The organism is Shimia marina (assembly GCF_001458175.1).
GTDB lineage: Bacteria > Pseudomonadota > Alphaproteobacteria > Rhodobacterales > Rhodobacteraceae > Shimia > Shimia marina.
The window spans coordinates 173,790-200,364 of sequence record NZ_CYPW01000027.1; the positions used below are offsets into that span (position 1 = coordinate 173,790).

Annotated in this window: 26 protein-coding genes and 1 tRNA gene; 12 read left to right on the forward strand and 15 right to left on the reverse strand. The window is 57.6% G+C overall.

What is annotated here, in order from left to right; all coding sequences use genetic code 11:
• Positions 1-196 precede the first annotated feature (196 nt).
• Positions 197-280: transfer RNA gene (locus tag SHM7688_RS19755), tRNA-Tyr, on the reverse strand.
• Positions 281-418: 138 nt separating this feature from the next.
• On the opposite strand from SHM7688_RS19755, the gene rlmB reads away from it, so the two are divergent.
• From rlmB to SHM7688_RS13555, 3 genes are all read left to right on the forward strand, one after another.
• Entirely contained in the window at positions 419-1,210 is a 792-nt protein-coding gene (rlmB, locus tag SHM7688_RS13540; protein WP_058240475.1) for a 23S rRNA (guanosine(2251)-2'-O)-methyltransferase RlmB, read from the forward strand.
• Between the two features lie 138 nt (positions 1,211-1,348).
• A complete protein-coding gene (locus SHM7688_RS13545; protein WP_058240476.1) occupies positions 1,349-1,675 on the forward strand; it encodes a hypothetical protein in 327 nt (108 codons plus the stop codon).
• A gap of 271 nt (positions 1,676-1,946) precedes the next feature.
• Positions 1,947-2,417, forward strand: coding sequence for a CoA-binding protein (locus SHM7688_RS13555; RefSeq protein WP_058240478.1), 471 nt, complete (start codon positions 1,947-1,949; stop codon positions 2,415-2,417).
• A gap of 22 nt (positions 2,418-2,439) precedes the next feature.
• Here the strand turns inward: SHM7688_RS13555 and SHM7688_RS13560 are convergent, their stop codons facing one another.
• From SHM7688_RS13560 to hisF, 4 genes are all read right to left on the reverse strand, one after another.
• Positions 2,440-4,173 (reverse strand): ATP-binding protein, encoded by a 1,734-nt coding sequence (locus tag SHM7688_RS13560; RefSeq protein ID WP_058240479.1) that lies wholly within the window; start codon positions 4,171-4,173, stop codon positions 2,440-2,442.
• Positions 4,174-4,264: 91 nt separating this feature from the next.
• Positions 4,265-4,807 carry a hypothetical protein gene (locus SHM7688_RS13565; protein WP_083499079.1) on the reverse strand — a complete coding sequence of 181 codons (543 nt, stop codon included), beginning with the start codon at positions 4,805-4,807 and terminating at the stop codon, positions 4,265-4,267.
• A 69-nt stretch (positions 4,808-4,876) separates the two neighbouring features.
• The gene (locus SHM7688_RS13570; RefSeq protein ID WP_058240480.1) at positions 4,877-5,194 is read right to left on the reverse strand and encodes a phosphoribosyl-ATP diphosphatase; all 318 of its coding nucleotides are present in this window, start codon (positions 5,192-5,194) and stop codon (positions 4,877-4,879) included.
• Entirely contained in the window at positions 5,191-5,988 is a 798-nt protein-coding gene (gene hisF, locus SHM7688_RS13575; RefSeq protein ID WP_058240481.1) for an imidazole glycerol phosphate synthase subunit HisF, read from the reverse strand. The genes SHM7688_RS13570 and hisF overlap by 4 nt, the downstream gene beginning before the upstream one ends.
• Before the next feature lie 145 nt (positions 5,989-6,133).
• On the opposite strand from hisF, the gene SHM7688_RS13580 reads away from it, so the two are divergent.
• Positions 6,134-6,577: a DUF302 domain-containing protein gene (locus tag SHM7688_RS13580; RefSeq protein WP_188128100.1), complete on the forward strand. Its 444-nt coding sequence runs from the start codon at positions 6,134-6,136 to the stop codon at positions 6,575-6,577.
• A 69-nt stretch (positions 6,578-6,646) separates the two neighbouring features.
• On the opposite strand, the gene hisA is transcribed toward SHM7688_RS13580, so the two are convergent.
• Positions 6,647-7,369, reverse strand: coding sequence for a 1-(5-phosphoribosyl)-5-[(5-phosphoribosylamino)methylideneamino]imidazole-4-carboxamide isomerase (gene hisA, locus SHM7688_RS13585; RefSeq protein ID WP_058240482.1), 723 nt, complete (start codon positions 7,367-7,369; stop codon positions 6,647-6,649).
• 206 nt (positions 7,370-7,575) lie between these two features.
• On the opposite strand from hisA, the gene SHM7688_RS13590 reads away from it, so the two are divergent.
• Positions 7,576-7,968 carry a DUF2147 domain-containing protein gene (locus SHM7688_RS13590; RefSeq protein WP_058240483.1) on the forward strand — a complete coding sequence of 131 codons (393 nt, stop codon included), beginning with the start codon at positions 7,576-7,578 and terminating at the stop codon, positions 7,966-7,968.
• 74 nt (positions 7,969-8,042) lie between these two features.
• Here SHM7688_RS13590 and SHM7688_RS13595 read toward each other — a convergent pair whose 3' ends face one another.
• The gene (locus tag SHM7688_RS13595; RefSeq protein ID WP_058240484.1) at positions 8,043-8,579 is read right to left on the reverse strand and encodes a peroxiredoxin-like family protein; all 537 of its coding nucleotides are present in this window, start codon (positions 8,577-8,579) and stop codon (positions 8,043-8,045) included.
• Between the two features lie 94 nt (positions 8,580-8,673).
• On the opposite strand from SHM7688_RS13595, the gene SHM7688_RS13600 reads away from it, so the two are divergent.
• Complete coding sequence (locus SHM7688_RS13600; RefSeq protein WP_058240485.1) at positions 8,674-9,399, forward strand: AraC family transcriptional regulator; 726 nt, start codon at positions 8,674-8,676, stop codon at positions 9,397-9,399.
• A 78-nt stretch (positions 9,400-9,477) separates the two neighbouring features.
• Here SHM7688_RS13600 and hisH read toward each other — a convergent pair whose 3' ends face one another.
• Positions 9,478-10,116, reverse strand: coding sequence for an imidazole glycerol phosphate synthase subunit HisH (gene hisH / locus SHM7688_RS13605; protein WP_058240486.1), 639 nt, complete (start codon positions 10,114-10,116; stop codon positions 9,478-9,480).
• A 212-nt stretch (positions 10,117-10,328) separates the two neighbouring features.
• On the opposite strand from hisH, the gene SHM7688_RS13610 reads away from it, so the two are divergent.
• Complete coding sequence (locus SHM7688_RS13610) at positions 10,329-11,069, forward strand: substrate-binding periplasmic protein (RefSeq protein ID WP_058240487.1); 741 nt, start codon at positions 10,329-10,331, stop codon at positions 11,067-11,069.
• A gap of 88 nt (positions 11,070-11,157) precedes the next feature.
• Here SHM7688_RS13610 and hisB read toward each other — a convergent pair whose 3' ends face one another.
• The gene (gene hisB / locus SHM7688_RS13615; RefSeq protein WP_058240488.1) at positions 11,158-11,745 is read right to left on the reverse strand and encodes an imidazoleglycerol-phosphate dehydratase HisB; all 588 of its coding nucleotides are present in this window, start codon (positions 11,743-11,745) and stop codon (positions 11,158-11,160) included.
• A 131-nt stretch (positions 11,746-11,876) separates the two neighbouring features.
• Here hisB and SHM7688_RS13620 point away from each other — a divergent pair, with 131 nt between their 5' ends.
• A complete protein-coding gene (locus SHM7688_RS13620; protein ID WP_058240489.1) occupies positions 11,877-12,116 on the forward strand; it encodes an Lrp/AsnC ligand binding domain-containing protein in 240 nt (79 codons plus the stop codon).
• A gap of 111 nt (positions 12,117-12,227) precedes the next feature.
• Here SHM7688_RS13620 and guaD read toward each other — a convergent pair whose 3' ends face one another.
• Complete coding sequence (gene guaD, locus SHM7688_RS13625; RefSeq protein WP_058240490.1) at positions 12,228-13,526, reverse strand: guanine deaminase; 1,299 nt, start codon at positions 13,524-13,526, stop codon at positions 12,228-12,230.
• 205 nt (positions 13,527-13,731) lie between these two features.
• Between guaD and mgtE the strand changes: the two genes are divergently transcribed.
• A complete protein-coding gene (gene mgtE / locus SHM7688_RS13630; RefSeq protein WP_058240491.1) occupies positions 13,732-15,132 on the forward strand; it encodes a magnesium transporter in 1,401 nt (466 codons plus the stop codon).
• A 54-nt stretch (positions 15,133-15,186) separates the two neighbouring features.
• Positions 15,187-15,750 (forward strand): 5-formyltetrahydrofolate cyclo-ligase, encoded by a 564-nt coding sequence (locus SHM7688_RS13635; protein ID WP_370733437.1) that lies wholly within the window; start codon positions 15,187-15,189, stop codon positions 15,748-15,750.
• Here the strand turns inward: SHM7688_RS13635 and SHM7688_RS13640 are convergent.
• Positions 15,739-16,026: a putative hemolysin gene (locus tag SHM7688_RS13640; protein ID WP_058240492.1), complete on the reverse strand. Its 288-nt coding sequence runs from the start codon at positions 16,024-16,026 to the stop codon at positions 15,739-15,741. The two genes, SHM7688_RS13635 and SHM7688_RS13640, sit on opposite strands and share 12 nt — an antisense overlap.
• A 145-nt stretch (positions 16,027-16,171) precedes the next feature.
• Here SHM7688_RS13640 and SHM7688_RS13645 point away from each other — a divergent pair, with 145 nt between their 5' ends.
• Together SHM7688_RS13645 and SHM7688_RS13650 are read left to right on the forward strand one after the other, a co-directional pair.
• The gene (locus SHM7688_RS13645) at positions 16,172-16,990 is read left to right on the forward strand and encodes a TIGR00282 family metallophosphoesterase (RefSeq protein WP_058240493.1); all 819 of its coding nucleotides are present in this window, start codon (positions 16,172-16,174) and stop codon (positions 16,988-16,990) included.
• A gap of 229 nt (positions 16,991-17,219) precedes the next feature.
• Complete coding sequence (locus tag SHM7688_RS13650; protein WP_058240494.1) at positions 17,220-18,998, forward strand: SLC13 family permease; 1,779 nt, start codon at positions 17,220-17,222, stop codon at positions 18,996-18,998.
• A 345-nt stretch (positions 18,999-19,343) separates the two neighbouring features.
• On the opposite strand, the gene lpdA is transcribed toward SHM7688_RS13650, so the two are convergent.
• From lpdA to SHM7688_RS13670, 4 genes are all read right to left on the reverse strand, one after another.
• Entirely contained in the window at positions 19,344-21,074 is a 1,731-nt protein-coding gene (lpdA, locus tag SHM7688_RS13655; protein WP_058240495.1) for a dihydrolipoyl dehydrogenase, read from the reverse strand.
• Between the two features lie 14 nt (positions 21,075-21,088).
• Positions 21,089-22,342 carry a dihydrolipoyllysine-residue acetyltransferase gene (aceF, locus tag SHM7688_RS13660; protein WP_058240496.1) on the reverse strand — a complete coding sequence of 418 codons (1,254 nt, stop codon included), beginning with the start codon at positions 22,340-22,342 and terminating at the stop codon, positions 21,089-21,091.
• A gap of 24 nt (positions 22,343-22,366) precedes the next feature.
• Positions 22,367-25,021 (reverse strand): pyruvate dehydrogenase (acetyl-transferring), homodimeric type, encoded by a 2,655-nt coding sequence (aceE, locus tag SHM7688_RS13665; RefSeq protein WP_058240497.1) that lies wholly within the window; start codon positions 25,019-25,021, stop codon positions 22,367-22,369.
• Between the two features lie 202 nt (positions 25,022-25,223).
• Complete coding sequence (locus SHM7688_RS13670) at positions 25,224-26,561, reverse strand: uracil-xanthine permease family protein (RefSeq protein WP_058240498.1); 1,338 nt, start codon at positions 26,559-26,561, stop codon at positions 25,224-25,226.
• Positions 26,562-26,575: the final 14 nt, after the last annotated feature.

Consider the following 26,575-nt stretch of genomic DNA (forward strand, 5'->3'; position numbering starts at 1 on the left):
TGTGCGGATTGTTGACAATTGCTTTCCGCTCTTTGCCCTTAAGGTAAATTCGAATATCTGCATCGTTATCATCGATCGAAGGCGGGATGAGTAGGCAAGTTGCAGGATGCACAAACGCCCCAACCGAACTTTGCGATGTAAGGGGCGCTTTGCAAGTCACTTATAAGTTTGCGAAATAATGAGTTGGGTTGGAAAGTGGTGGGCGACCTAGGAATCGAACCTAGCGTGCGTCTCCGCGAGGGAGTTACAGTCCCCTGCCACACCTTGCGGCCTGTCGCCCACTTTCCAGAGCAGCATCTGCTCTCGGTGTGAGGGGGTGATTACTGTGCCACGTGAGGGGCGTCAACCAGAAAAGTGGTTGCGCGAGGCGCTTCTTTTGCCCATTGGTGAAACCTCTTTATTTTGAAGGTGCAGAGCGATGAAAAAACCCAAATGGGTCGTGGAAAAAGAACAGGCCAAGCGCAAAGACGCGGCTGAAACCGTTTGGTTGTTCGGTTTGCATGCGGTGCGAGACGCCCTGTCGAATCCCGCGCGGGAAAAATTGCGCCTGATCGTGACGAAAAACGCCTCCGACAAATTGTCAGAGGCCATTGCCGCCTCCGGCATCACGCCGGAAATTGTCGATCCGCGAAAGTTCAAAGCGCCGATTGATCCGCAATCGGTGCATCAGGGGGCCGCGCTTGAGGTCAAACCGCTCAACTGGGGGCGTCTGGCGGATGTAGCCATTGCCTCGGATGACCGTCCCCAGCGTCTCATCCTGCTGGATCGGGTCACCGACCCGCATAATGTAGGCGCGATTCTGCGCTCCGCCGAGGTGTTTGGTGCGCTGGCGGTGATTGGCACGCGCCACCATTCTGCACCTGAAACTGGCGCGCTGGCCAAAACCGCCAGCGGCGCGCTGGAGCGTCAGCCTTACCTGCGCGAACGCAATCTCGCAGATACGATCACCGCACTGCAAAACATGGGTTATCTCGTGCTGGGCATGGATGGCGAAGCCGAGCATAGCATAGAACAGGCGCTCTGTGACAAGCGGGACATGCCCATTGCGCTTGTTCTGGGTGCCGAAGGGCCGGGGTTGCGCCAAAAAACCAAAGAAACGGTGGACGCTCTGGTCAAAATTAACTTTGCTGGCGCTTTTGGCTCTCTCAATGTCTCCAACGCTGCGGCAGTGGCGCTTTACGCCTCCTTGCCACAAAGCACCGAGGCATAAACCGGGGCATAAGAGCAAGGCTGCGCGCTTTCTCTTGATCAAAATATCCCCGCCGGAGGCTCCCAAACCTGCGGCGCAGCGCCTAAGTAAAGGCAGTGTCGCAAGGCGGAGGGCAGGGCCATCGCAAAACGCTCGAAAATGCAGGCAACCAAGATTGCCACCTGTTGCTACTGTGGCACCCGGGCGGCTTTGATTCTGCGGGGAGAGTCCCGCCATGAGCTGTCCTGTGCCAATTGCGGCGCGCCCCTGCACAATTTGAAGCATTTCCCCCGCGCGCCTGATCAGGCGGAGATGTTGCCTAAGAAACAGGGGCGCAAGCCAAAGGGTAAAACGATCCAGTCTGCCAAGACTGATTGGGAGAATGCTTCCCGCAAGCGTCCCAAAGACAATCGGAAAAAACGCAAGGCGCGCTTCTCCGATTGGGTTGAGGATGTGTTTGATGTGATCGAAGATATCTTCGATTGAGCGGAAATCTGCCCAGCTTGTTAACCTTCTGTTCACAGGAATCTTACAGGCTCTGGATATCCAATTCTGCGAACCTAAGTAGTGATGCAAGAGACACGGCAAACGGAACTTCCGTGTTTCCCTTCACTGTCCCTCGTTCCGAACCTGCGCCCAAGTTTTCTTGGGCGCTTTTTTTGCAAGTATACTTTGCCTGTAGACGCGGATCCCCAATGGCCATAGCGCCGCCGTAAACAGCGCTTGCAACAGCGCTCACAGCCGCTAGCCTGACCGCATGAACTACTCTGATGACCATTTGCGCAAGATCCTGCAGCGGACCAAAACCGTGGCTGTTGTGGGTGTCTCGATGAACACTGTGCGCCCAAGCTACTATGTGGCGCGCTATCTGGCTCTGAAGGGCTATCGGGTCATACCCGTCAATCCGGGCCATGCGGGCAAATCGCTCTTTGGGGAAACTGTTGTGGCCCATTTGTCAGATATCACGGACCCGGTTGATATGGTGGACATCTTTCGCCGCTCTGAAGCGGTACCCCCGATCGTGGAGGAGGCGCTGGAGCGCTTTGATGATCTGCAAACCATCTGGATGCAGATCGGCGTTGAGCATTCTGAGGCCGCATCGCTGGCAGAGGCACGGGGTGTGGATGTCATTCAGAACCGCTGTCCGAAGATTGAATATCAACGACTCTTTGGGGAGTTGCGCATGGGGGGCTTCGCCACGGGCGTCATTTCTTCCAAGCGCAGCTGACACCGCTCTGCTGAGGCGCAGATCACAGCCCGTGCGATCCGCGTTCCCCGATCAGAGAGGCCACAACCTTCGCCAGCTCATCTTTGCGGAATGGTTTGCCAAGACAGGCATTCATTCCAGCCTCAAGATAGGATTGTGTCTGCTGGGGCAGGATATTGGCCGACAGGGCCACAATCGGCGTGTTCTGATTGCGGCCCGGGGACTGGCGCAGCATTTCTGTCGCCCGGACACCGTCCAGATCAGGCAGATGGATATCCATCAGGATCAGGTCGTATTGATGGGTGGTACAGCGTTGCAGGGCAGGGCGTCCATCTTCCACCAGATCGACGCGCACCTCCATACTTTCGAGAAAGCGGCGCACAATCATCTGATTTGTGCGATTGTCTTCGACCACCAGAACCTTTTTTCCCGGAAATTTGTTTTGCACCGCTGGTGTCTCGGTTGGAGGCGCAGGCCTGCATTCAGAAGCCGCACAGGCCTCCAGCGGAAAGGTAAACCAAAACGTGCTGCCCGCAAGCGGGCGGCTGTCCACTCCGATTTCACCACCCATCAACTCCGCCAACTCCTTACTGATCGCCAGTCCAAGCCCCGTGCCACCATAGTGACGGCTGGTGCTGCTGCTGGCTTGTTCGAATTTCTTGAAAATTCGGGTCTGCGCCTCTTCGGTGAGGCCGATGCCTCTGTCGCTCACAGAGACTTTCACAAACGCCCCGGAGAGTTCCATGCGGCACTGCACGGGGGTGTTTCGGGAAAACTTGATCGCATTGCTCAGAAAGTTGGTGATGATCTGATTGAGCCGCACTGGATCGGCCCTCAGCCAGAGGGGTAAAGTGGGATCGATGTGGGTGATGAGATCTACATCTTTGGCTTGTGCTGCCGGTCTTTGCGAATGTAGAGCGCTTTCCAAAATTGAGGCGGTGGCCACAGGAAGGATCTCCACGGTCACGCCATGCGCCGCAATTTTAGAATAGTCGAGCACGCCATTGATCAACCGCATCAAGCCGCGCCCGGACTCGCGGCCGGTGGCGACAAGCTCTTTCTGATCCGGCGTAAGATCCGTTTCATCCAAAAGCTGAAGAACGCCGCTCAACCCATTGAGAGGCGTGCGAATCTCATGGCTCATTTTAGCAAGAAACTCAGATTTTTCTTGATCCGCTCGCTGTGCATTGTCTCGCAAGTCAATCAGCCTCTTCTCTTTGCGCTCCAGCTCAAGCTTGAACATGGTCAGGCCACTCATGACCGCCAGCACCGTGGCGCTCAGGACAAAGGCTGCGCTCATATTGATTGATGGTAAGCTCAGGGCCAGAAGAATCAGGTTGATCACCACCAAAGCCGTGACCAGCCAGGCTATACGCAATCCGGTCAATAGCGCCGCGACCATCGGTGGTCCAAGCAGGAACACCTCCTGCCGCCAGTTGTTGTCTGCCTCATGTATGACAATCACATTGGCGTAAAACAGCAGGAGCAGGCTCATCAAAACCGCAGCCCATCGGGGCTTCAATCCCACCCTGCAAAGCGCAGGAATAAACAGGCAAAGCATCGCGCTGATACCGGCGCTGAGCGCAAAAGCTGCGCCGGGTTTGGGGTGCATGAGAACGAGATAGAGAAAGTGCGTCGCGGCAAAGATCGTGATCAGCGCCGAAAACCCGCAAAGCAGCTGTTTGCGAGAGCCCTCAAAATATTCATCCTCAGGAGGACGTGGCCAAAAGTACCCCAAAAAGGCGGATTTGCCCCGCTGCCAAAACCCGTTTTGCATCAGTCCACATGCGTTCAATCCCAGTACCTCTCAGTGCTGGAATATGGTTAACAAAGCCTGAAAGGGTCGCCGCCTTAGGCTTAAAACCGCCTTACTGCCTTGCCTTTTTCAGGGCAAACACCTGCGCGCGCTCCTCCCAGTTGTAGCGGCTGTCCTCCACCACTTCACTCCAGTAGAGTCGTCCGCCATAGCGCCATGGATCAAGCACAATGCCCTCTGCCATGCTGTCACCTTTTGCACTGATCACGACGGTGCTGTGTTCGATGCGAATATTGTCATGGTTGGCGATCGCACGATGCAGTGTCAGCGTTTTCAAATCTTCCTGCCACAGCCGGGCCTCCAGATCATCCGCCCATTGCCAGCATAGCCCGCGCGGGCGCAGGCCTTGATTGACCTTCGCGTTGTGCAGCAATGGCCCATCGGTCACGTTGTATTCCTCGCGCAACTGCAGAGAATAGCTGTAAGAAATCTGCGCGACGCGTGCGGCCTCTTCGGGGTCAACCGCAGGATCCAGCGCCACAATTGCCTGCGCAAGCCCGACTTGGTCTGGCAAAAGCGCTTCATCAGGCACCGCGACGCATCCGGCCAGAAAAACTGCCGCAAGAACGCAGAGCAACCTATTCAAAATACGCATCATTTCAGCCCAATCAAATCGCACGTAGTGCCACTATAGGGGTGTCATGCCTTACGGCAAAGTCAGGTTTCAGGCCTTTGACCTTGCGGCTTTTTCCGCGATCCCGCTTATGCCCTGCCGCCGTGCAAGTTCCGTCAGCACATCGTCCAGCGCCACATTTCGCGCTTCCAGCATCACCAGCAGATGAAAAAGCACATCCGCCGCTTCATAGGTCAGCTTTTCGCGATCCCCTTTTACGGCTTCAATCACCGCTTCAATGGCCTCTTCGCCAAATTTCTCGGCGCATTTCTCCGGACCTTTGGCCAAAAGCTTGGCGGTCCAGCTGCTCTCAGGGTCTGCTTTGGCGCGCTCCGCAATCGTGGCGGCCAGATTGTTTAAAACACTCATGTCAGCCTCATCGGGATACCGGCGTCATGCATATATTGTTTGGCTTCCTGCACGGTGTATTCGCCAAAGTGGAAGATCGATGCCGCCAGAACCGCGCTTGCGCCGCCTTTGGTGACACCTTCCACAAGGTGGTCCAGATTGCCCACGCCGCCCGACGCAATCACCGGCACATTCACCGCATCGCTGATCGCTTTGGTCAGAGGCAGGTTGAAGCCCGCCTTTGTGCCGTCGCGGTCCATGGAGGTCAGCAGGATTTCACCCGCGCCCTTGGCCACCACCAGCTTGGCAAATTCCACCGCATCAATCGGATTTCCGTCCTGATCCAGCGCCGCCTTGCGGCCCCCATGGGTGAAAATCCCCCATTGGTTGGGCACGCCGTTTTCATCATGGCCGATGGTCTTGGCATCAATCGCGCAGACAATACACTGGCTGCCAAATTGCGCTGCCGCTTCGGCAATCACATCCGGATTGGCCACCGCTGCGGAGTTGAAGCTCACCTTGTCAGCTCCTGCCAGCAACAGCCGGCGTACATCCGCCACGCTGCGCACGCCCCCGCCCACGGTCAGCGGCACAAAGCACTGCTCGGCACAGCGCTGCACCATGTCGATCATCACACCCCGGTTGTCATGGGTGGCATGAATGTCCAGAAAGCAGATTTCGTCCGCCCCCGCCGCGTCATAAGCGCGGGCGGCCTCCACCGGATCACCGGCATCGCGCAGGCCAACAAAATTCACACCTTTGACCACACGGCCATCGGCAACATCCAGACAGGGAATGATGCGGGTTTTAAGCATAGGTCACCTCTTTGCGTCTTCTTAACCGCTTGGCATGAGGACGCCAAGAGCGGGGTTTTCCCACCTATCGAGAAAACGTGATTGGAATGTGACCCCCGTCTGGCGTGACACATATGTCGTAAACGTTATCTGGAAGGTCATGATTATGAAAAACTATCTCATCGCAGGAGCCATTGCCATGTCGACAACACTCCCCGCTCAGGCAGAGCTTCTGTCCGTGCCGTCCAACAAACCCGTGGCCCAGACCATGGATGCGCTTCAGGCCGCCGTGGAAACCGCCGGTGCCAAGGTCTTTGCGCGTGTCGATCATGCCGGTGGCGCAGCCAATGTGGGCGCAGAGCTGGCCGATGCGGAGCTGCTGATCTTTGGCAATCCCAAGATTGGCACCCCCGCCATGCAGGCGGATATCAAGGCGGGTCTGTTTCTGCCCCTTAAAGTGCTGGCCTACGAGGATGCGAGCGGGGCGGTCTTCCTGACTTATGAAGACCCGGCACAGATGTTTGCGGAGCTGGACATTGCCGAAGATGCCGATTTTGTCGCCACCATGCGCGGCGCTTTGTCCAAGCTGACAGCGGCAGCGGCGCAATAAAAACGCCCATAAACAAAAGGCTCTGAAGCGATGCTCCAGAGCCTTTTGCATGTTTGCAGATCGGTTGGCTTACGCTTTGAGCAGCGCAAGCGCCTCGGCCAGATCAATCGCCCCGTCATAAAGTGCGCGGCCCGAAATGGCGCCGTTTAACGTAGCACCACAGTCTTTGAGCGCCTGAAGATCGTCCAGAGAGCTCACCCCACCAGAGGCAATCACCGGGATAGACACCGCCTGCGCAAGCGCCGCAGTGGCTTCCACATTGGGGCCTTTCATCGCCCCATCCCGCGTAATGTCGGTGTAGATGATCGCAGCGACCCCGGCGTCCTCAAAGGATTTCGCCAGATCGGTGACCATCACATCGGTCTCTTCCGCCCAGCCTTTGGTCGCCACCTTGCCATTGCGGGCATCAATACCAACAGCCACTTTGCCGGGGAATTCTTTCGCCGCTTCCCGCACTAGATCGGGGTTTTCAACCGCCACGGTGCCAAGGATCACCCGACTCAGACCTTTGTCGATCCAGCGCGCGATGGTGGCCATGTCGCGGATGCCGCCGCCCAGCTGCGCGGGCACATTGGTCTGTTTCAGGATTTCTTCCACCGGCGCGGCATTCACCGGCTCCCCGGCAAAGGCGCCATTGAGATCCACAAGATGCAGCCACTCACAGCCCGCGTTGACAAACTCCATCGCTTGCGCAGCCGGGTTTTCGTTGAACACGGTCTCTTTGTCCATTTCACCATGCAGCAGGCGCACGGCATTGCCGTCTTTCAGGTCAATTGCGGGATAGAGGATCATGGGGCAGGGGCCTTATCATAAGTTTGGTGCCTGTTCCCTATGTGCAGGCACAGACAGGAAATCTCCGCAGTGGTTTTGCATGGTGTCGCAGAAATTGCAACGCAACCGGCCTCGCAAGGCTTGAGAAACGAGATGACCCTAAGTCACGGTTGATGGGAATCACGCTCTGGCCCAAAGTTTTGGGCAATTGTTCAAGGGAGGACCTTATGAAAAAGACACTTTTGGCCGCAGCCATGACGCTCGCAGCTGCCACAACCGCTCTGGCAGATCCGGTAGAAGGCATCTGGAAAACCGCCGCAAACGACGAAGGCAGCTATCTTCATGTGAAAGTCGCCGCCTGCGGCAGTGATATCTGCGGCACCATTCACAAGGCCTTCGATGCCAGCGGTTCTGCCAATCCATCTTATGAAAATCTGGGCAAAAAGATGATCTGGGACATGGGTGTTGATGGCGGTGGTGCCTACTCCGGCGGCAAGATCTGGGCCCCGGATGCGGACAAGACCTACAAGTCTAAAATGAGCCTGAGTGGCAACACGCTGAAGGTGAAAGGCTGCGTCTCCGTGGTCTGCCGCAGTCAGAACTGGACACGCGTGAACTAATCTCTCAGGCACCGAGACATGCAAAAGGCGCAGGAGATCCCCTGCGCCTTTTGTGTTTTAACGATGGGCTGTGTTTACACGGCGCCCGTGTATTCGCCGCGTGCCGGGTAGTTGTTCTTGATGGCAAAATCCAGCGCCCCGAGCAGCTCGGAGAAATGCGGACGCACAAAAGGCATGGTCTGCACAGAGCCATAATAGAGCGACTGATCCGGGCTCACCATGAACAGACCGGGCTCAGAGAAGAGCGCAGGCTCTTCGATGCCAATGGAGGTCTTGCCGCGCGAGGTGGAGATATAAAGCCCCCATTCCTTGGCCACGGTCAGCGGCAGATCATACGCAATGCGCAGCCCTGTGGCTTCGATCTTCTCGGCCATGTCTTTGGCGCGCGCCTCGCCATCGCTGCTGACCGCAACGCAGGTCACGCCACGTTCGGCAAAGGCTTCCACCAGTTTCTCAAGTTCTTTGAGGTAAGTGGCGCAGATCGGGCAGTGCAGACCGCGGTAAAAACACACCACCGTGCCGCGCTCAGAGCCTTCGCTGGCAAGATCAAACGTGCCACCGCCCACAAGCGGCAGGGTGAGGTTCGGGGTCTTCTGACGTGGCAACAGCATGGAAGTATCCTTTTGTTTGTGCTTTCTGGACTTATCGCCGGATTTAATGTCAAATAAATCCGATTGATCGTGCTAAAACACCGGATTTGTGCTAATGGATCGCCTCACCACGCTGGTTGAGAAATTTCACCTGACCGTGCAGCCCGCCCCGCTGAGCACGGCCAACCTGATTGCCATGGCGGGGGAGGATGGCACGCCTGCGCGCGTGGTTTTCCTGACACGGGGCACCTCTCAGACCGCGCGCGCGGAGGAAGTCCTTTTTGCAGCCCATGTGGATTGGATGGGCATGACCAACCCATTGATGGCCTCTTTGCCCGATGAGGTTGGTTCTGATTTGAGCGGTGCCGAGGACAGTCGCGCGCTGGTGCGGCTGATGGCGGAGGAAACCACCGCCAACCGCTGTGGCGCGCAATCTGTAATCAATCGTCTGGGTGAAGCGCTGATGGTGCGCTTGCTGCGAGAGCAGATTTCTCAAGGCACCACAGATGTCGGCCTGCTGGCGGGGCTGGCAGATCCCCGGATCAGCCGCGCGATTGTTGCAATGCATGATTTTCCTGGGCGGGTCTGGAGCAACGCGGATCTCGCGCAGGAGGCGGGGCTGTCTTTGTCGCGCTTTGCGGAACTTTTTGCCCAAACCGTGGGTGAAACGCCGATGGGTTACCTGCGGCGTTGGCGGCTCATTCTGGCCCATCAGGACATCATGCGTGGGGATCGCGTGGATGCTGTCGCACGCCGCTATGCTTACAACAGTCCGGAAAGCTTCACCCGCGCCTTTCGCAAGGCCCATGGCGTTGCCCCCACAGCCCTGCGCGCAGCCTAGCCTTCATTTGACTAGAAATATCCCGGGGTGAATTGCGCGTCCGCGCAAGAGGGGCTGGCCCCTCTCTTTTCTTTCCGCTTACGGCGCCCACTTCAGAAAGTTGCCAATCATCCGCAGGCCAATGTCCTGGCTTTTTTCCGGGTGGAACTGCATGCCCACCATGGTGTCGCGTCCGATAATGGCGGTCACATCGCCCCCATACTCCACATGTGCCAGACGTTCTTCCGGCTTGGTTACATGAAACTGGTAGGAATGCACAAAATAGGTGTGATCACCGCTTTTGATCCCTTCCAGAAGCGCATGGGGATGATCAATCACCAGATTGTTCCAGCCCATGTGCGGGACTTTCAGTGCGGCATCCGTGGGCATGATCTTTTCCACATCCCCTGCAATCCAGCCTAACCCCTCGGTCAGTTGGTACTCATGTCCCCGGCTTGCCATCAGCTGCATGCCCACGCAGATCCCCAGAAACGGGCGGCCTTTTGTTTCCACGGCGTCCACCATGGCGTCATAGATGCCCTTGTGGCCGCGCAGCTCCTCGGCACAGGCAGGAAAGGCCCCATCGCCCGGCAGCACCAGACGGTCCGCTCGAGCCACCACATCCGCATCAGAGGTCACAACCACTTCGCCGCCATCCACTTCCACGGCCATACGTTGAAAGGCCTTCTCGGCAGAGTGCAGATTGCCACTTTCATAATCAATGATGGCTGTGAGCATAGGGGCCTCCTGTGGTTGCCCTGCCCAAGTGCCGCCTATTCTTCGGCAGGTCAAGAGCGCGGGCACTGCCAGCCCCACCGAAGGGAGCCCTTGTGTCTTAAAGTCTTCTCTAAAGGGGACAAATTTCGGCAGACATGGAAACAGGCACACGTTTGTAGAATGTAAACCTTTGAGGGTCAGGTTTTCCTGACAATCAACTCAGGAGTGTGAAGATGACTTTCATGAAACGCGCGATGACTGTGGCAGCTTTATCTGTCGGCCTTGCCTTTGGCGCCCAGGCCTCCGAACATCAGGTGATGTCGCTGGAATGGGCGCCATATGTGGGATCCGACCTGCCCGAAGGCGGTATCCTAATGTCCGTCCTTGAGGAGGCTCTTGCCAAAAGTGGTCATAGCCTGTCGGTGGAATATCTTCCTTGGGCGCGGTCTCAGAAAAAGGCGGCGGATGACCCTTCCGTTTTGGGTTATTATCCCGCTTGGCCCAGCGAGGTGCAGGAAGGCTTTTTTGCCTCCCCGGTGATCTACAGCTCTCCGGTTGGATTTGTTCAGCGGCAGGACAATCCGATCAACTGGACCACGCTTGAAGACTTGCACGGTCTGACCGTTGTGGTGGTGCGCTCCTACGCATATCCCGAGGAATTTGAAACCCTGATGGCCAGTGGTGCCATCGCAGTTCAGGAGGCCAGCGACGACGCCCAACTGTTAAAAATGGTGGCGGGTGGCCGTGGCGATATCGGTGTGATTGATCGCTTTGTGATGGCCGAGATGCTGACCACACCAGAGATGGCCAAAGTGAAAGACAAAGTCGCCTATAATGAACGCAATCTGGTGGAGTACCCGCTGGTTCTGGCCATGCGCGACACGCCGGAAAATCAGGCGCTGGCTGTGGCGCTGGACAGCGCGTTGCAACAAATGCCTGTGGATGAGATGGTCAGGCAAGCTTTTGAGAACTGAACAAAAAAGACGGGCACCGCTCTTGGATGTGCCCGTCTTTTTTGAGTGAAGATCGCTTGGAGGCCCCTGTGAGAGTGGGCCTGTGTGTTTAGAGCGCGCCTTTGGTGGAGGGGATGGCATCCGCCTTGCGTGGATCGACCTCCACAGCCTCGCGCAGCGCCCGTGCCACGGCCTTGAAGGTGGCTTCGGCAATGTGGTGGCTGTTGAAGCCATGGATCTGATCCACATGTAGTGTGATGCCGCCATGGGTGGCAAAGCCCTGAAAGAACTCACGCACCAGCTCTGTGTCAAAGCTGCCAATCTTCTGGGTTGGCATATCGTTGTTCCAGATCAGGAAGGGACGCGCCGACAGATCTAGACTTGCGCGCACCTGCGCGTCATCCATGGGCAGGTGGCAAGTGGCATAGCGACGGATGCCTTTCTTATCGCCCAGAGCTTGCGTAAGCGCCTGACCCAGCGCAATGCCCACATCTTCTACCGTATGGTGGTCATCAATGTGATAGTCCCCTTCGGCGCGGATCGTCATGTCAATCAGGCTGTGGCGCGACAGCTGATCGAGCATGTGGTCAAAAAAACCCACGCCGGTCTGATTGTCATAAGTGCCGCTGCCATCAAGATTAATCTCAACGGAGATATTGGTTTCCGCGGTGGCGCGGGTCACGCTTGCCTTGCGCATGGGGAGATCCTTCACAGTAAGTGCCCCTGCCTTATAGGCAGCAGGGCGGGGCGGGCCAAGGGGGCGCAGTTTGCGATTGTGGTCAGGGTGGCATTTGTGCCAGCTTGGCGCCAAATCACTTGAGGGCTGTCATGACCACCTGCGTCTTTATCCAGATCCGCTGCAAACCCGGCACCACCTACCGCGTGGCCGAAGAGATTGCGCTGAAGGAAATTCACTCTGAACTGCATTCCACCAGCGGGGACTATGATCTGTTGATGAAGCTCTACATCCCCGATGGGGAGGATGTGGGCAAATTCATCAATCAGCATATGCTTGATATTCCCAATATCGAGCGCACGTTGACCACATTGACGTTTAAAGCGTTTTAAAACGGTCTGCGCCATGGCGGCGCAGCCAGATGTCTCAGCCCGGCGCCTCCGGCGGCGGGCTTCGCGCAGGCCTGCGGCCTGAATGGGCGGCGTTCAGGCCGCGGTGTCAGCCTATTGGGCGTCGTGGTGGCGTCCACCAATCCACGTGGCCGCAATGGCGCGGTCATCCCCCATCATGAGTGTGGGAAACAGCGCCTCCCAGAGATCTTCGGCCCGCTTGCTGCGCTGGGCTATATCGGGCGTGCTGGCCAGATTCAGCACCACCAGATCCGCCTCCAGTCCTGGCGCGAGGTTCCCAATCTGATCCTGCAGATGCAGCACCTGTGCCGCGCCCTGTGTGGCCAGCCACATCAGCTCTGCGGCATGCAGCGGGTGATGGCGCAGCTGTGCCACCTCATAGGCCGTGGCCATGGTGCGCAGCATGGAAAAACTCGATCCGCCACCGGTGTCCGTGGCCAGCCCGACCCTGTGTCCATTGTCTATCAGCCCCTTCATGTCAAACAGACCAGAGCCAATAAAGGTGTTGGAGGTTGGGCAATGCACAAGCCCAGCGCCTATGTCGCGCAGCCGGTCTTTTTCACGTGGCTCCAGATGGATCGCATGGCCATAGATGCCACGCGCGCCCAGCAGACCAAACTGCTCATAGGTGTCCAGATAATCCCGCGCCTGCGGAAACAGCGCCTTCACCCAGGCAATTTCATCCAGCTGCTCGCTCAGATGGGTCTGCATCAGACAATCCGGCCGCTCCGCCCAGAGCGCGCCAAGCGCCTCAAGCTGCGCCGGGGTTGACGTGGGCGAAAACCGGGGCGTGATGGCATAGCTGAGCCGATCCACCCCATGCCAGCGGTCAATCAGGGTTTTACTGTCATCATAGGCGCTTTGGGCGCTGTCGCGCAGGCCCTCCGGGGCATTGCGATCCATGCAGGTCTTGCCCGCCACCACACGCTGACCACGCGCCTGCGCTGCGGAGAAAAACGCTGTCACAGACTCCGGATGAATGGTGCAGTAGCTGGCCATGGTGGTGACGCCATGACGCGCACTAAGATCAAGGTAGCGGGTTGCAACCTCTGCGGCATAGACCGGATCCTCAAAGCGCATTTCTTCGGGGAAGGTGTAGCTGTTGAGCCAGTCAATCAGCCGCTTGCCCCAACTCGCGATAATGCCTGTTTGGGGATAATGCACATGCGCGTCTACAAAGCCCGCACAGATCAGCTTGTCACCATAGTTCACCACTTCCGCCTGCGGATGAGCGGCCTTCAGTGTTGCGCCATCACCCACCTCTGTGATTTTGCCAGCTGTGATCAAAACACCGCCATGGCGGTGATGACGCACGGCCTCTTCCAGCGGGGCCGCAAAGGGGTTTTTCACAAAAGACAGGGTCTGACCCAGCAAAAGGGTGGGGGCGGGCATCACATCTCTCCAGTGCAGATCGGGCCGGGAGCGCAGAACAAGCAGACAATATCAAAAAGCGGCCTTTTTTGAGAGCAAAACCGTCGCATCCCATTGAGTTCCTTGTCAGCTTTAAACTATGGTCCGGCGCAAGTCCAAGCCCTTGCCGGGGCGATGTCCTTCCAGAGCAGATGCCCATTTGCGGCCAGACGAGAGAGCAGGTGTCATGACCCAAGCCATCGATCAAACCGCGACAGATTTTATGGAAGATCAGGACGTGGAAGACTACGCGCTGAACAAACGTGTGGTGGCGGGCATTCTCTATGCGTTGGAAGCCGCAGACCGTGCCACGCTGCTGGAGCTGATGGATCCGCTGCACCCGGCAGACATCGCCGACCTGATGGAGCAGATCAACCCGTTTGACCGGCGTCGTCTGGTACAGCTCTATGGCGCGGAGTTTGACGGGGAGATCCTCTCGGAATTGGATGAGGGCCTGCGCGAAGAGGTCATGAACATCCTGCGCCCGGATGTGCTGGCCGAAGCGGTGCGCGAGCTTGAGAGTGACGACATCGTGGATCTCGTGGAAGATCTGGATGAACCGGCGCAGGAAGCCATTCTGGATCAGCTGGAAGACGCGGATCGTGTCGCCGTTGAACAGGCGCTGAGCTATCCGGAAAACACCGCTGGCCGTTTGATGCAGCGCGAGACTGTCTGTGCGCCAGAGCATTGGTCCGTGGGGGAGGCGATTGATTTCCTGCGCAATGCTGAAGAGCTGCCAGAGCAATTCTATCATATGATTCTGGTGGACCCGCGGATGAAACCTGTGGGCAATATCACATTGGGCAAACTGATGTCCTCACGCAGGACATTGCCGCTGCAATCCATTGTCGAAGAGGTGTTTCAGGTCATCCCCGTCACACAGGACGAAGAGGATGTGGCCTATGCGTTTAACCAGTATCACCTGATCTCTGCCCCGGTGGTGGACGCCGATGAGCGTCTGGTGGGGGTGATCACCATTGATGATGCCATGGCGGTGCTGGATGAGGAGCACGAAGAAGACATCCTGCGTCTGGCCGGGGTGAGCGATGAGGCCAGCCTGTCAGACACCATTTTGGATGCCGCCAAAGGCCGGGCCACCTGGCTTTTTGTGAATCTGCTCACCGCCATTCTGGCCTCTGGTGTGATCAACCTCTTTGCCGATACTGTCGATCAGATGGTGGCGCTGGCGGTGCTGATGCCGATTGTGGCCTCCATGGGGGGCAACGCAGGAACACAGACCATGACGGTCACGGTGCGCGCACTGGCCACCAAAGACCTGACCGCACAAAACGCCTGGCGGGTGATCCGCCGGGAGCTTTCCGTTGGCGCGCTTAATGGAGCGCTCTTTGGCTTTATCATGGCGCTGGTGGCTGGGCTCTGGTTTGGCGTGCCCATGCTGGCTGTGGTGATTGGCGTGGCGATGCTTCTGACACAGATCGCCGCCGCGCTGGGCGGCATTCTCATTCCCATGGCACTTGATCGAGCCAATATCGACCCGGCCTTGGCCTCTGGCCCCTTTGTCACCACGGTGACCGATGTTGTGGGGTTCTTCCTGTTCTTGGGGCTTGCGGCGCGTGTCTTGCTCTGATCTGCGCGCCCGTTGTCACACACACATTTTTTCCTACGATCTGGAGACTGCCTGATGGATCTCATCGAACAGAAAGCCGCCGCCCGTAAGGCGGCCTTTGCCCGTCGCAAAGAGGCTTTTGCCAATGCTGGCCCCGGGCAGTCCGCCCATCTCTCCGAAGTGCTTGCCGGTTATCGCGGCGTGCCGCTGGCGGGTTATATGCCGATCCGCACGGAGATCTCTCCGCTGGCCGCCATGGCCGAGGCAGCGGCACATGGCCCGGTGGGCGTGCCGGTCATTCAGGCCGAAGCCACGCCGCTGGAGTTTTCCCGCTGGGAGCCGGATGGCGCGCTTAAGGCAGGGCCTTTTGGGGCGCAGGTGCCGGTTGTGGATGACTATTTTGATCCGGAAATCGTGATTGTGCCGCTGGTGGGCTTTGACCTGAACGGCGGGCGACTGGGCTATGGCGGCGGCTTTTATGACCGCACGCTGGAGCGCCTGCGCGCCCGCCGTGCCACTTTGGCGATTGGCTTTGCCTTTGATGCGCAGGAGGCGGCCGGGCTGCCTCTGGAGGCCACCGACCAGCCTTTGAACATGATCATCACGGAAAGCCGTGTGATCGAGTTTTCACGCCCCTGATGGAGCGTCCGGGGTGGCGCTCAGGTCCGGGTTTGCGCCCGTGGCATTTTCCCGGAAATACTGCCAGGCATCCTGCTCGCCGCCCTGTTTGAATTTGCAGACGCCATATTGATTGCCGTCTGCACCCTGACGGATCTCATAGCTGTGGCCCTGATTGACGCAAAAACTTGCAGCAGGATTGGCAGCACTCGTGGGGTCATTGGCATAGACCTGATCCTGACAGGCGCCCAGCACCAAAAGCCCACCCAGAGCGGCAATTGTCATCATCGCTTTCATTTTATTTGTCCTCGGTTGAGATATTTCCCCCACGATAACGTCTTGGGGGAAAGGGACAAGTGCTGTGATCCTGACGCATGATCATCCCTAAGATCTGAGGCCATGCCCTTGCCAAGCGCTGCGCCGGAGCCTAGGACCGTGTGCCATGAAGATACTTTTCCTCGGTGATGTGATGGGCCGCGCGGGACGTGCGGCTGTGATGGAACGCCTTCCCAAGCTGCGGGAAGCTTGGCGGTTGGATTTTGTCGTGGTGAACGGCGAGAACGCGTCCAACGGCATGGGGCTCTCAGGGGCGCATGCCAAAGCGCTACTGGAGGCCGGGGCAGATTGCATTACACTTGGCGATCATGCCTTTGACCAGAAAGACATGATGCAGTTCATCCAATCTGAGCCACGTATCCTGCGCCCATTGAACTATGCGCGCGGCGATGTGCCCGGCAAGGGTTTTCGGGTGTTTGAGGCGCGCGGTGGCCGTAAAGTGCTGGTGACACAGGCGCTGGGACAGGTGTTTATGAAGCAGCCCTACAGCGATCCCTTCTCAGCGGTCGATCAAGTGCTGCGGGCCCATCCGCGCGGCGGGCTGGTGCAGGCGGCGATTGTAGATATGCACTGCGAAGCCACGTCTGAAAAAATGGGCATGGGTCATTATTGCGATGGCCGCGTGAGCCTTGTGGTGGGAACCCACACGCATGTGCCAACCGCAGATACGCAAATCCTGCCCGGCGGCACCGCCTTTCAGGCCGATGCTGGCATGTGTGGTGATTACAATTCGGTCATTGGCATGGAAAAGGCAGAACCCATGCGCCGCTTTGTCACCGGCATGCCCAAAGCGCGGTTCACCCCGGCATTGGGGGAGGCGACGCTTTCAGGTGTCTATGTAGAAACCGATGACCGCACCGGCGCGGCAACCCGTATCGAAATGGTGCGTCAAGGCGGGCGGCTGAGTCAGGCCGGGCCTGCCTGAGCCTCCTGAGTTTCTGTCGCGGATCTTTCATCGATTCTTTCTTGCCAGGCCAATCACGACCACGCGCGCCACGGATGTTGGCGCGCGATGCCCGACTTATGCTCAAATCCTTCAGAGCACCGCATGCGCACCACCGTTGGACGTGCTTTGCTCCTGCGTCACTGCGAAAATGGCTTGTTCGACTTGAGGGCCATGGTAGAACTTCTCCGCTGACAAGAGCAGGACAACTATGGATCTTTTTGCGTTTTCTCAAACCACACAGGCTGTTCTGGCCCTGCTGACCGTAGCGGGCATGTTTGTGCTCTTTCTGAAGGAAGTCTACCCGACTGAAGTGGTGGCCATCGGCGGCGTGGCGCTGCTCCTGTTTCTGGGGGTCTTGCCCTATGAGGCGGCGCTGGGTGTCCTGTCCAACCCGGCACCTTGGACCATTGCGGCCATGTTCATCGTCATGGGGGCGCTGGTGCGGACTGGCGCGCTTTCGGCTTTCACGCAACTGGCTGATGGGCAGGCGCAGAAGCGCCCGGCCGTGGCCATTGTCATGTTGCTGGTGTTTGTGATCGTCGCTTCGGCCTTTGTGTCCAACACGCCGGTGGTTGTGGTGATGATCCCCGTGTTCACCCAATTGGCACGTACCTTGGGAACGTCTGCGTCCAAGCTTCTGATTCCACTCAGTTATGCCGCCATCTTGGGCGGCACTCTGACGCTGATCGGCACCTCGACAAACCTCTTGGTAGATGGGGTTGCAAGGGAGCAGGGGCTGACACCGTTCAGCATCTTTGAGGTCACCCCGCTTGGCATCATCCTTGTCGCTTGGGGCATGCTCTATCTTTATGTATTTGGTCGGCGGCTTCTGCCGGAACGGGCCAGCATGGCGGACATGCTCTCCAACCGCAGCCAAATGAAGTTCTTCACCGAAGCGGTGATCCCGCCGGAAAGCAACCTTGTGGGGCGCGAAGTCTCCGGAGTGCAGCTTTTTAAACGCGACGGAGTGCGCCTGATTGACGTGATTCGTGGCGACACCTCGCTGCGCCGCAACCTCAAAGACGTAACGCTTCAGGTGGGCGACCGCGTGGTGCTGCGCACCAAAATGACCGAGCTTTTGAGTTTGCAGCGCAACAAATCACTCAAGCGACTGGATCAGGTGGGCGCTGTGGAAACCACCACGGTCGAAGCGCTGATCACGCCGGGCTGTCGTATGGTGGGGCGCCGCCTTGGCTCGCTGCGCCTGCGCCGTCGCTATGGTGTCTATCCGCTGGCCGTGCACCGTCGCAATCAGAACATCGGTCAGCAGCTTGATCAGCTGGTGGTGCGCGTGGGGGACACGCTGCTGCTTGAAGGCGCCCCGGAAGACATTCAGCGTCTGTCTTCGGATATGGATATGGTGGATGTCTCGCACCCGTCAGAGCGGGAATACCGCCGCGGCCATGCGCCAATTGCGCTTGGTGCGATGGCAGGGGTTGTGGTGCTGGCCGGACTGGGGCTTGCACCCATTCTGCTCTTGTCCCTTCTGGCGGTGGCCGTTGTGTTACTGACGCGGTGTATTGATGCGGATGAGGCATTTTCGTTTGTGGATGGGCGCTTGCTGTCGCTGATCTTTGCCATGCTGGCCATTGGTGCCGCGCTGTCGCATTCCGGGGCGGTGTCGCTGATTGTGAACGGCCTTGCCCCAGCTTTGCAGAATCTGCCGCCCTTCCTGCTGGTGTGGGCAATCTACCTGCTGACCTCTGTGTTGACGGAACTTGTGTCAAACAATGCCGTGGCCGTGGTTGTGACCCCAATTGCCGTAGGTTTGTCTCAGGCCATTGGCGTGGATCCCCGCCCACTGGTGATTGCGGTGATGGTGGCGGCCTCCGCCAGTTTCGCCACCCCGATTGGATATCAGACCAACATGCTGGTGTTTGGGCCCGGCGGCTATAAGTTCACCGATTTTATGCGTGTGGGTATTCCGCTCAACCTGTCGATTGGTTTGCTGGCCTCGGTGCTCATTCCTATGATGTGGCCGCTGTGACGCAAACGGCAGGGCTCCCGCGCCGGGTTTGTGGCCTGACGGCCCCTTCACCGCCTTGGGCCCGGCTCCGCTGTGCGGAGCGGGAGGAAATAGGGCTGGAGGGGCGCGCAGGGATGGTGTTTGGCCTGTTGCTGCGATGCCGTGAAGCTGTTGCGTGCCGCGCGCCGCATTAATCTCTCGCTTTGCGTGTATGGCGCATCTCTTCACCGCCGCGATACCGTTGGGATACCGACGTGAAACCGCAGCGGTTTTTTACAACCGCGAGGGTGTTAACCTTTTGAGATGTTCTCAAGAAAAAACGCGCCCCTAAGGCGCGTTTTGTTGCCGGCGAACACAGGGTGTCGCTTACTTTTTCTTGCGGGGCGGCATGAGGTCCGTGATCGTGCCTTCAAACATCTCTGCGGCAAAATTCACTGTCTCACTCAGCGTTGGGTGCGGGTGAATGGTATGGCCTAGATCCACCGCATCTGCGCCCATTTCAATGGCCAGCGCCACCTCGGCAATCAGGTCACCCGCGTTTGGCCCAACGATGCCAGCACCAATCACGCGCTCAGATTCTTCGTCGAAAATCAACTTTGTAAGACCTTCAGAACGGCCCAAGCTGAGCGACCGGCCGGAGGCAGCCCAAGGGAAGACACCCTTGCCAACCTTCAACCCTTCGGCCTTGGCTTGTGTCTCGGTGACACCCACCCAGGCAACCTCTGGATCAGTGTAGGCCACCGAGGGAATCACCCGCGCATCAAAATGGCGTTTGTGCCCTGCGGCCACCTCTGCGGCGACTTTGCCTTCATGCACCGCTTTGTGGGCCAGCATGGGTTGCCCAACCACATCGCCAATGGCAAAAATGTGAGGCACACCAGTGCGTTGCTGGCTGTCCACCGCAATGAACCCACGTTCATCCACTGCCACACCAGCGGCAGCTGCGTTGATTTTTGCACCATTTGGGCGACGGCCCACCGCAACAAGAACTTTGTCAAAAGTATCAACCACTTCGCCCTTGGGCCCTTCCATGGTGACCTCAAGGCCAGCGTCCGTTGCATTAACCGCAGTGACTTTGGTTTTGGTTAGGATCGCCTCATAGCGCCCTTCAATCCGCTTGTGCAGCGGCTTGACCACATCCTTGTCAGCCCCGGGAATGATCTGATCCATGAACTCGACAATGGTCACTTTGGAGCCAAGTGCGTCATAAACCGTAGCCATCTCGAGCCCGATGATGCCGCCGCCCAGCACCAGAAGGCGCTCTGGCACGTCTTCCAGCTCCAGCGCACCGGTGCTGTCGATCACGCGCGGATCGTCATGCGGAATGAAGGGCAGGGTGACAGGCTCAGACCCTGCCGCGATCACACATTGGTCAAAGCTGACGGTGGATTTTACGCCGTCTTTGTCCACTTCGATCATATTGGGGCCGGTGAAGCTGCCATAGCCGTTCACAACCTGCACCTTGCGGGCTTTGGCCAGACCGCCAAGGCCGCCAGTGAGCTGTTTCACAACGCTTTCTTTCCAGCCGCGCAGCTTGTCGAGATCGACTTCAGGCTTGGCAAAGCTGATGCCGTGATCGCCCATTTCTTCTGCTTCAGTGATGACTTTCGCCGAGTGCAGAAGCGCCTTGGAGGGGATACAACCCACGTTGAGACAGACACCACCAAGGGAGCTGTCTTTTTCAATCAGCACAACTTTCTTGCCCAGATCCGCCGCGCGGAAGGCTGCTGTGTAGCCGCCAGGGCCAGAGCCCAGCACCACCACTTCGGCATGCACATCACCGGCACCTGTTGCGGTGCCAGTCGCGGCCACGGTTTGTGGTGCTGCGGGCGCCGCCGGAGCTGCGGCCTTAGGAGCTTCTTCTGCGCCTTCGGCGTCCAGAACGATGATCAGGCTGCCCTCAGAGACATTGTCGCCTTCGGCGACTTTGATTTCTTTCACCACACCTGCGGCAGGGGAAGGCACTTCCATGGTGGCCTTGTCGCTTTCCAGCTCGATCAGCGGGTCTTCTGCGGCGACGGTGTCGCCAACAGAGACCAGAACGGAAACAACGGGAACTTCGGAAAAGTCACCAATATCAGGTACTTTGACGTCCATAATGAAGTCCTCCCTTAGAGCATCAGGCGACGCACGTCGCTCATCAGGTGCTTCAGCGTGGCACAGAAACGCGCCGCCAGAGCGCCGTCAATCGCACGGTGGTCATAGCTCAGAGACAGCGGCTGCATCAGGCGTGGCTCAAACTCTTCACCGTTCCAGACCGGCGCCATTTTGGAGCGGGTCAGGCCGAGAATGGCCACTTCAGGCGCGTTCACAATCGGGGTAAAAGACGTGCCGCCAATGCCGCCGAGGCTGGAGATGGTGAAGGTCGCGCCGGACATGTCGTCGCCCTTCAGCTTGCCTTCGCGGGCCTTGGCGGAAAGCTCCATCAGGTCTTTGGAGATTTCGATGATGCCTTTGCGATCCGCATCTTTGATCACCGGAACCACCAGACCATTGGGCGTGTCCGCTGCAAAGCCGATGTTGTAGAAATCCTTCTTGATCAGCTTGTCACCGTCCGGATGCAGCGAAGAGTTCACTTCCCAGTGCTGCTTCAGCGCAGAGACAGAGGCTTTGATAACAAAGGACAAAAGCGTGACGCGGTAGCCGTCTTGCTTGGCCTGTGCATCCAGCTCACGGCGGTAGCCATCCAGCTCAGAGATGTCGGCTTCTTCGTTGTGCGTGACATGCGGAATGTTGAGCCAGCTGCGGTGCAGGGCCGGGCCGGAGATCTTTTTGATCCGGGGCATGTCGACATCTTCGGTGGGACCGAATTTGGAGAAATCCACCGCTGGGATCGGTGGAATGCCCATGCCGCCTTGCGCCGCACCAGCAGGCGCTGCCGCTGTTGTGGTGGACTTCAGGAAGGCGGTGACGTCTTCGCGCAGAATGCGGCCTTTGCGGCCTGAGCCGTTGACCTTGGCCAGATCCACATCCAGCTGACGTGCAAAGGCGCGCACAGACGGGGAGGCATGTGCTTTGCCAAATCCAGCGTCTGTTACAGCTGCCGGGGCGGGGGCAGGAGCCGCGGGTGCGGGCGCTGCAGTTGGTGCCACCGTCGGAGCTGCCTCAGCTTTTGGTGCATGTGCCGCCTCTTCTGCTTCCAACAGAAGAACCAGCGATCCTTCGGAGACCGTGTCGCCCTCCGCCACTTTGATTTCTAGCACCTTGCCCGCAGCAGGAGAGGGCACCTCCATTGTGGCTTTGTCGCTTTCCACTTCGATCAAAGGGTCTTCGAGGGCAACCACATCGCCGGGGCTGACCAGAACAGAGACAACCGGCACATCCGAGAAATCGCCGATGTCGGGAACTTTTACTTCAACAGTCATTTGATTTTCCTCCTGAAATCCCGATCACACCAGGCGCGGGTTCGGCTTGGCGCCGTCGATGTCGTATTTGCTCAAGGCGGCCTCAAGGTCTTTCTTGGTCACAGAGCCGTCGCGGTAGAGATCCACCATGGCAGCTGCGGCGATGTGGTTGGCATCCACCTCAAAGAAGCGGCGCAGGTTTACGCGGCTGTCAGAGCGGCCAAAACCGTCTGTACCCAGAACCGTATAGCGGCCCGGCACACAGGTGCGGATCTGCTCTGCGTAGTTTTTCATGTAGTCTGTCGCGGCGATCACCGGACCTTTTGCTTTGGCAAGTTGTTCCGCAACAAAGGACACTTTTGGCTCCGCCAGCGGGTTCAGGCGGTTGTGGCGGGCCACATCCTGACAATCCCGTGCCAGCTCGTTGAAGCTCGTGGCAGACCAGATTTCAGCAGTCACACCAAAGTCTTCCTTGAGCATCTCTGCGGCCTTCATGACCTGCACAAGAATGGTGCCAGAGCCCATCAGCGTTACATGCTTCTTGGTCGGTTTCTTCACCTCTTGGAAGCGATAGAGACCTTTGATGATCTCCTCTTCCACACCCATTGGCATATCCGGATGGACGTAGTTTTCGTTCATTAGGGTCAGGTAGAAGAACACATCTTCCTGATCTTCATACATGCGTTTCAGGCCATGCTGCACGATCACCGCAACTTCGTGCTGGAAGGTTGGATCATAGCTGACACAGTTTGGAATGGTGCCTGCGAGGATATGGCTGTGGCCGTCCTCATGTTGCAGACCTTCACCATTGAGCGTGGTCCGCCCTGCGGTGCCGCCGAGCATAAATCCGCGCGCCCGGCTGTCGCCTGCCGCCCAGGCCAGATCGCCGATCCGCTGGAAGCCAAACATGGAGTAGTAGATGAAGAAGGGGATCATCGGCACGCCATGGTTGGAATAGGACGTTGCCGCCGCAATCCAATCGGCCATGGCACCGGCCTCGTTGATACCTTCCTGCAGAACCTGACCAGAGGTCGATTCTTTATAATACATCATCTGGTCGGCGTCTTCGGGCGTGTAGTTCTGCCCTTCAGGGTTATAAATCCCAACAGAGCGGAACAGGCCTTCCATACCAAAGGTGCGACTCTCGTCTGGCACGATGGGCACAACGTTCTTGCCGATCTGCTTGTCCCGCAAGAGTGTGGTCAGGATACGCACAAAGGCCATGGTTGTGGAGATCTCACGTTTACCAGTACCTTTGAGCTGCGCGGAAAACTTATCAAGTGCAGGGATTTCCATCTTGGCGGATTTGGTTTCCCGCTTCGGGAACTCGCCGCCAAGCGCTTTACGTCGATCTGCGAGGTAGGCCTTTTGCGCGTTGTTGAGCTTGACAAACGGCGCTTTGGGCAGATCTTCGTCACTCACAGGGATCTCAAACCGATCCCGGAAAGCCCGCAGTTGATCTTCCGCCATTTTTTTCTGCTGGTGGGTGGTGTTCTGGCCTTCGCCAGCACTGCCCATACCATAGCCTTTGACGGTCTTGATCAGCAGGCAGGTTGGCATGCCTTTGGTGTCTGTAGCGCGTTTGAATGCGGTGTAAACCTTTTGTGGGTCATGGCCGCCACGGCGCAGGGCGAAGATCTGTTCATCAGTCCAGTCTTTGACCAGTTCCGCCGTTTCTGGGTATTTGCCAAAGAAATGCTCGCGGATGTAGGCGCCATCTTTGGATTTGAAGGTCTGATAGTCACCGTCAACGGTTTCATCCATCAACTGACGCAGCTTGCCGGAGGTGTCTTTCTCCAGCAGTTCATCCCAGCCTTTGCCCCAAAGCAGTTTGATGACGTTCCAGCCCGCACCGCGGAAGTCGCCTTCCAGTTCCTGCACAATTTTGTGGTTACCGCGCACGGGGCCATCCAGACGCTGCAGGTTGCAGTTCACCACAAAGATCAGGTTGTCGAGGCCTTCACGCACGGCAAGGTCAATCGCGCCACGGCTTTCTGGTTCGTCCATCTCACCATCGCCGAGGAAACACCAGACTTTCCGATCAGCCATATCAATCAGGCCGCGGTTGTGCATGTATTTCATGAACCGGGCCTGATAGATCGCCATCAGAGGGCCGAGGCCCATGGATACCGTTGGGAACTGCCAATAATCGGGCATCAGCCAAGGGTGTGGGTAAGAGGAAAGACCTTTGCCGTTCACTTCAGAGCGGAAGTTTTCCAGCTGCTCTTCGGTCAGACGGCCTTCCATAAACGAGCGTGCGTAAATGCCGGGAATCACGTGCCCCTGGAAGAACACGAGGTCACCGCCATGAATCGCTGACTTGCTGCGCCAGAAATGGTTCAACCCTATATCATACATCACCGCGGAGGAGGCGAAGGAGGCGATGTGGCCGCCATATTCGCTGCTCTCTTTGTTGCGGCGCACCACTGTTGCCATCGCATTCCAGCGGTTGATGGTGCGAATGCGCCATTCCATATCCAGATCGCCAGGAAAGTCTTCCTGATCATCGGTTGGAATGGTGTTTTGGTAGGGGGTCGTCGCTGAGAAGGGGAGCGTCGCACCGGCCGCTCTGGCCTGTTGGACTGCTTTATCAAGCAGGTAGTGCGCTCTGTCCGGTCCGTCCCGTGCGATCACGTCCTCAATGGCGTCTTGCCACTCTTGGGATTCTACCGGGTCGATGTCTGGAAATTCATTCGCCATGCGGCGTCTCCTCCACTGAAATCCGCGTTTTCCCCTTTATAGTTTAATATTAAACAAAAAGGCTAGGGCGTGAATTGCATGGGTCCCATGCGTCGGGTGCAGGGCTGGCGAGTAGATCAATTTGGCTTAAATGAGTGTGCAATTGGCCAAAAAAATAGGGGGCCGAGGGCCCCCTTTGAGAGTGTTCTGTGCCTGTCGAGGGCTAGCTATCTTCTTGTGGCAGTACCAAATTTAGTACAATGGCGCAGAGTGCCGTCGGTGCCACCGCAGACGTCATGAGCGTTTTCACCACACCCGGCAGGTATTGCACGGCTGTTGGAACAAGATTGAGCCCGAGGCCAACTGCCAGAGAAACGGCAATAATTACCATGTTGCGACGGTTCATCTCGACTTCGGTCAGGACGTTCAAGCCTGCTGAGGCCACCATGCCAAACATCACGATGACCCCACCACCCAGAACAGGAAGTGGCATGGAGGCGATGACAGCACCGATTTTTGGCATCAAGCCACATAGGATCAGCACAAGCCCTCCAATTGTCACCACATGGCGGCTCATAACGCCGGTCATACCAACAATCCCAACGTTTTGAGAGAAGGAGGTGTTGGGCAAACCGCCAAAAACACCAGCGATGGCAGTGCCAAGGCCATCGGCATAGGTTGCCCCCTGAATTTCTGCGTCGGTTGCATCACGCCCTGCGCCCGCTTTGGCTGTGGCGGAAGCATCGCCGACGGTTTCAATTGCTGAGACAACAGACACCAGCGTCACAGCAATGACGGCGCCAAAGCTGAATTCAAACCCGTATGGCAGTGGGGTGATGCCGGTAATCCATGAGGCTTTTCTGACGGCTGCAAAGCTGACCATCCCGAGGGCAAAGGCAAGCATGTAGCCGGCCAAAAGTCCCACAAGAATAGCGGCGCTGGAGAGGGCTCCCTTTGTGTAAAACTTGAGCACCAACGCCACCACGATCACAGTCAGAGCCACAGACCAGTGTTTCAGGGAGCCAAAACTCTCAGCTTCCATCTGGAAAGACGCTGCGCCACCTGCAGCATATTTGATTGCGACTGGGATCAGATAGAGACCAATGGCCAAAATGACGAGGCCGGTCACCAGTGGTGGGAAAAGCCACCGCAATTTTCCAATGACAGATCCCAAAGCAAAATGGACAATCCCGCCGATGATGCATGCGGTCAGTGCAACGCTCAGCCCCTGTGTCGCTGCGACGCCAGCCAACACGCCTACAAAGGCAAAGCTTGTCCCCTGCATGATCGGCAGGCGCGCACCGATGGGGCCGATGCCTACTGTTTGGAAAAGAGTCGCAATGCCTGCAAAAAGCATTGCCATCTGGATCAAGTAGATTTGCTCAGGTCCGCCAAAGGCCAGCCCTGCGGCACCTGCTACGATGATTGATGGCGTCACATTGGAGGCAAACATTGCCAAGACATGCTGAAACCCGAGAGGGATCGCTTGCCCCAATGGGGGAGTGATGTTCGGGTCTGAATAGGTCCCTTTGATTAGTGTCGTTGTAGCTGTATCAGCCATTTTCCTTCTCCTGT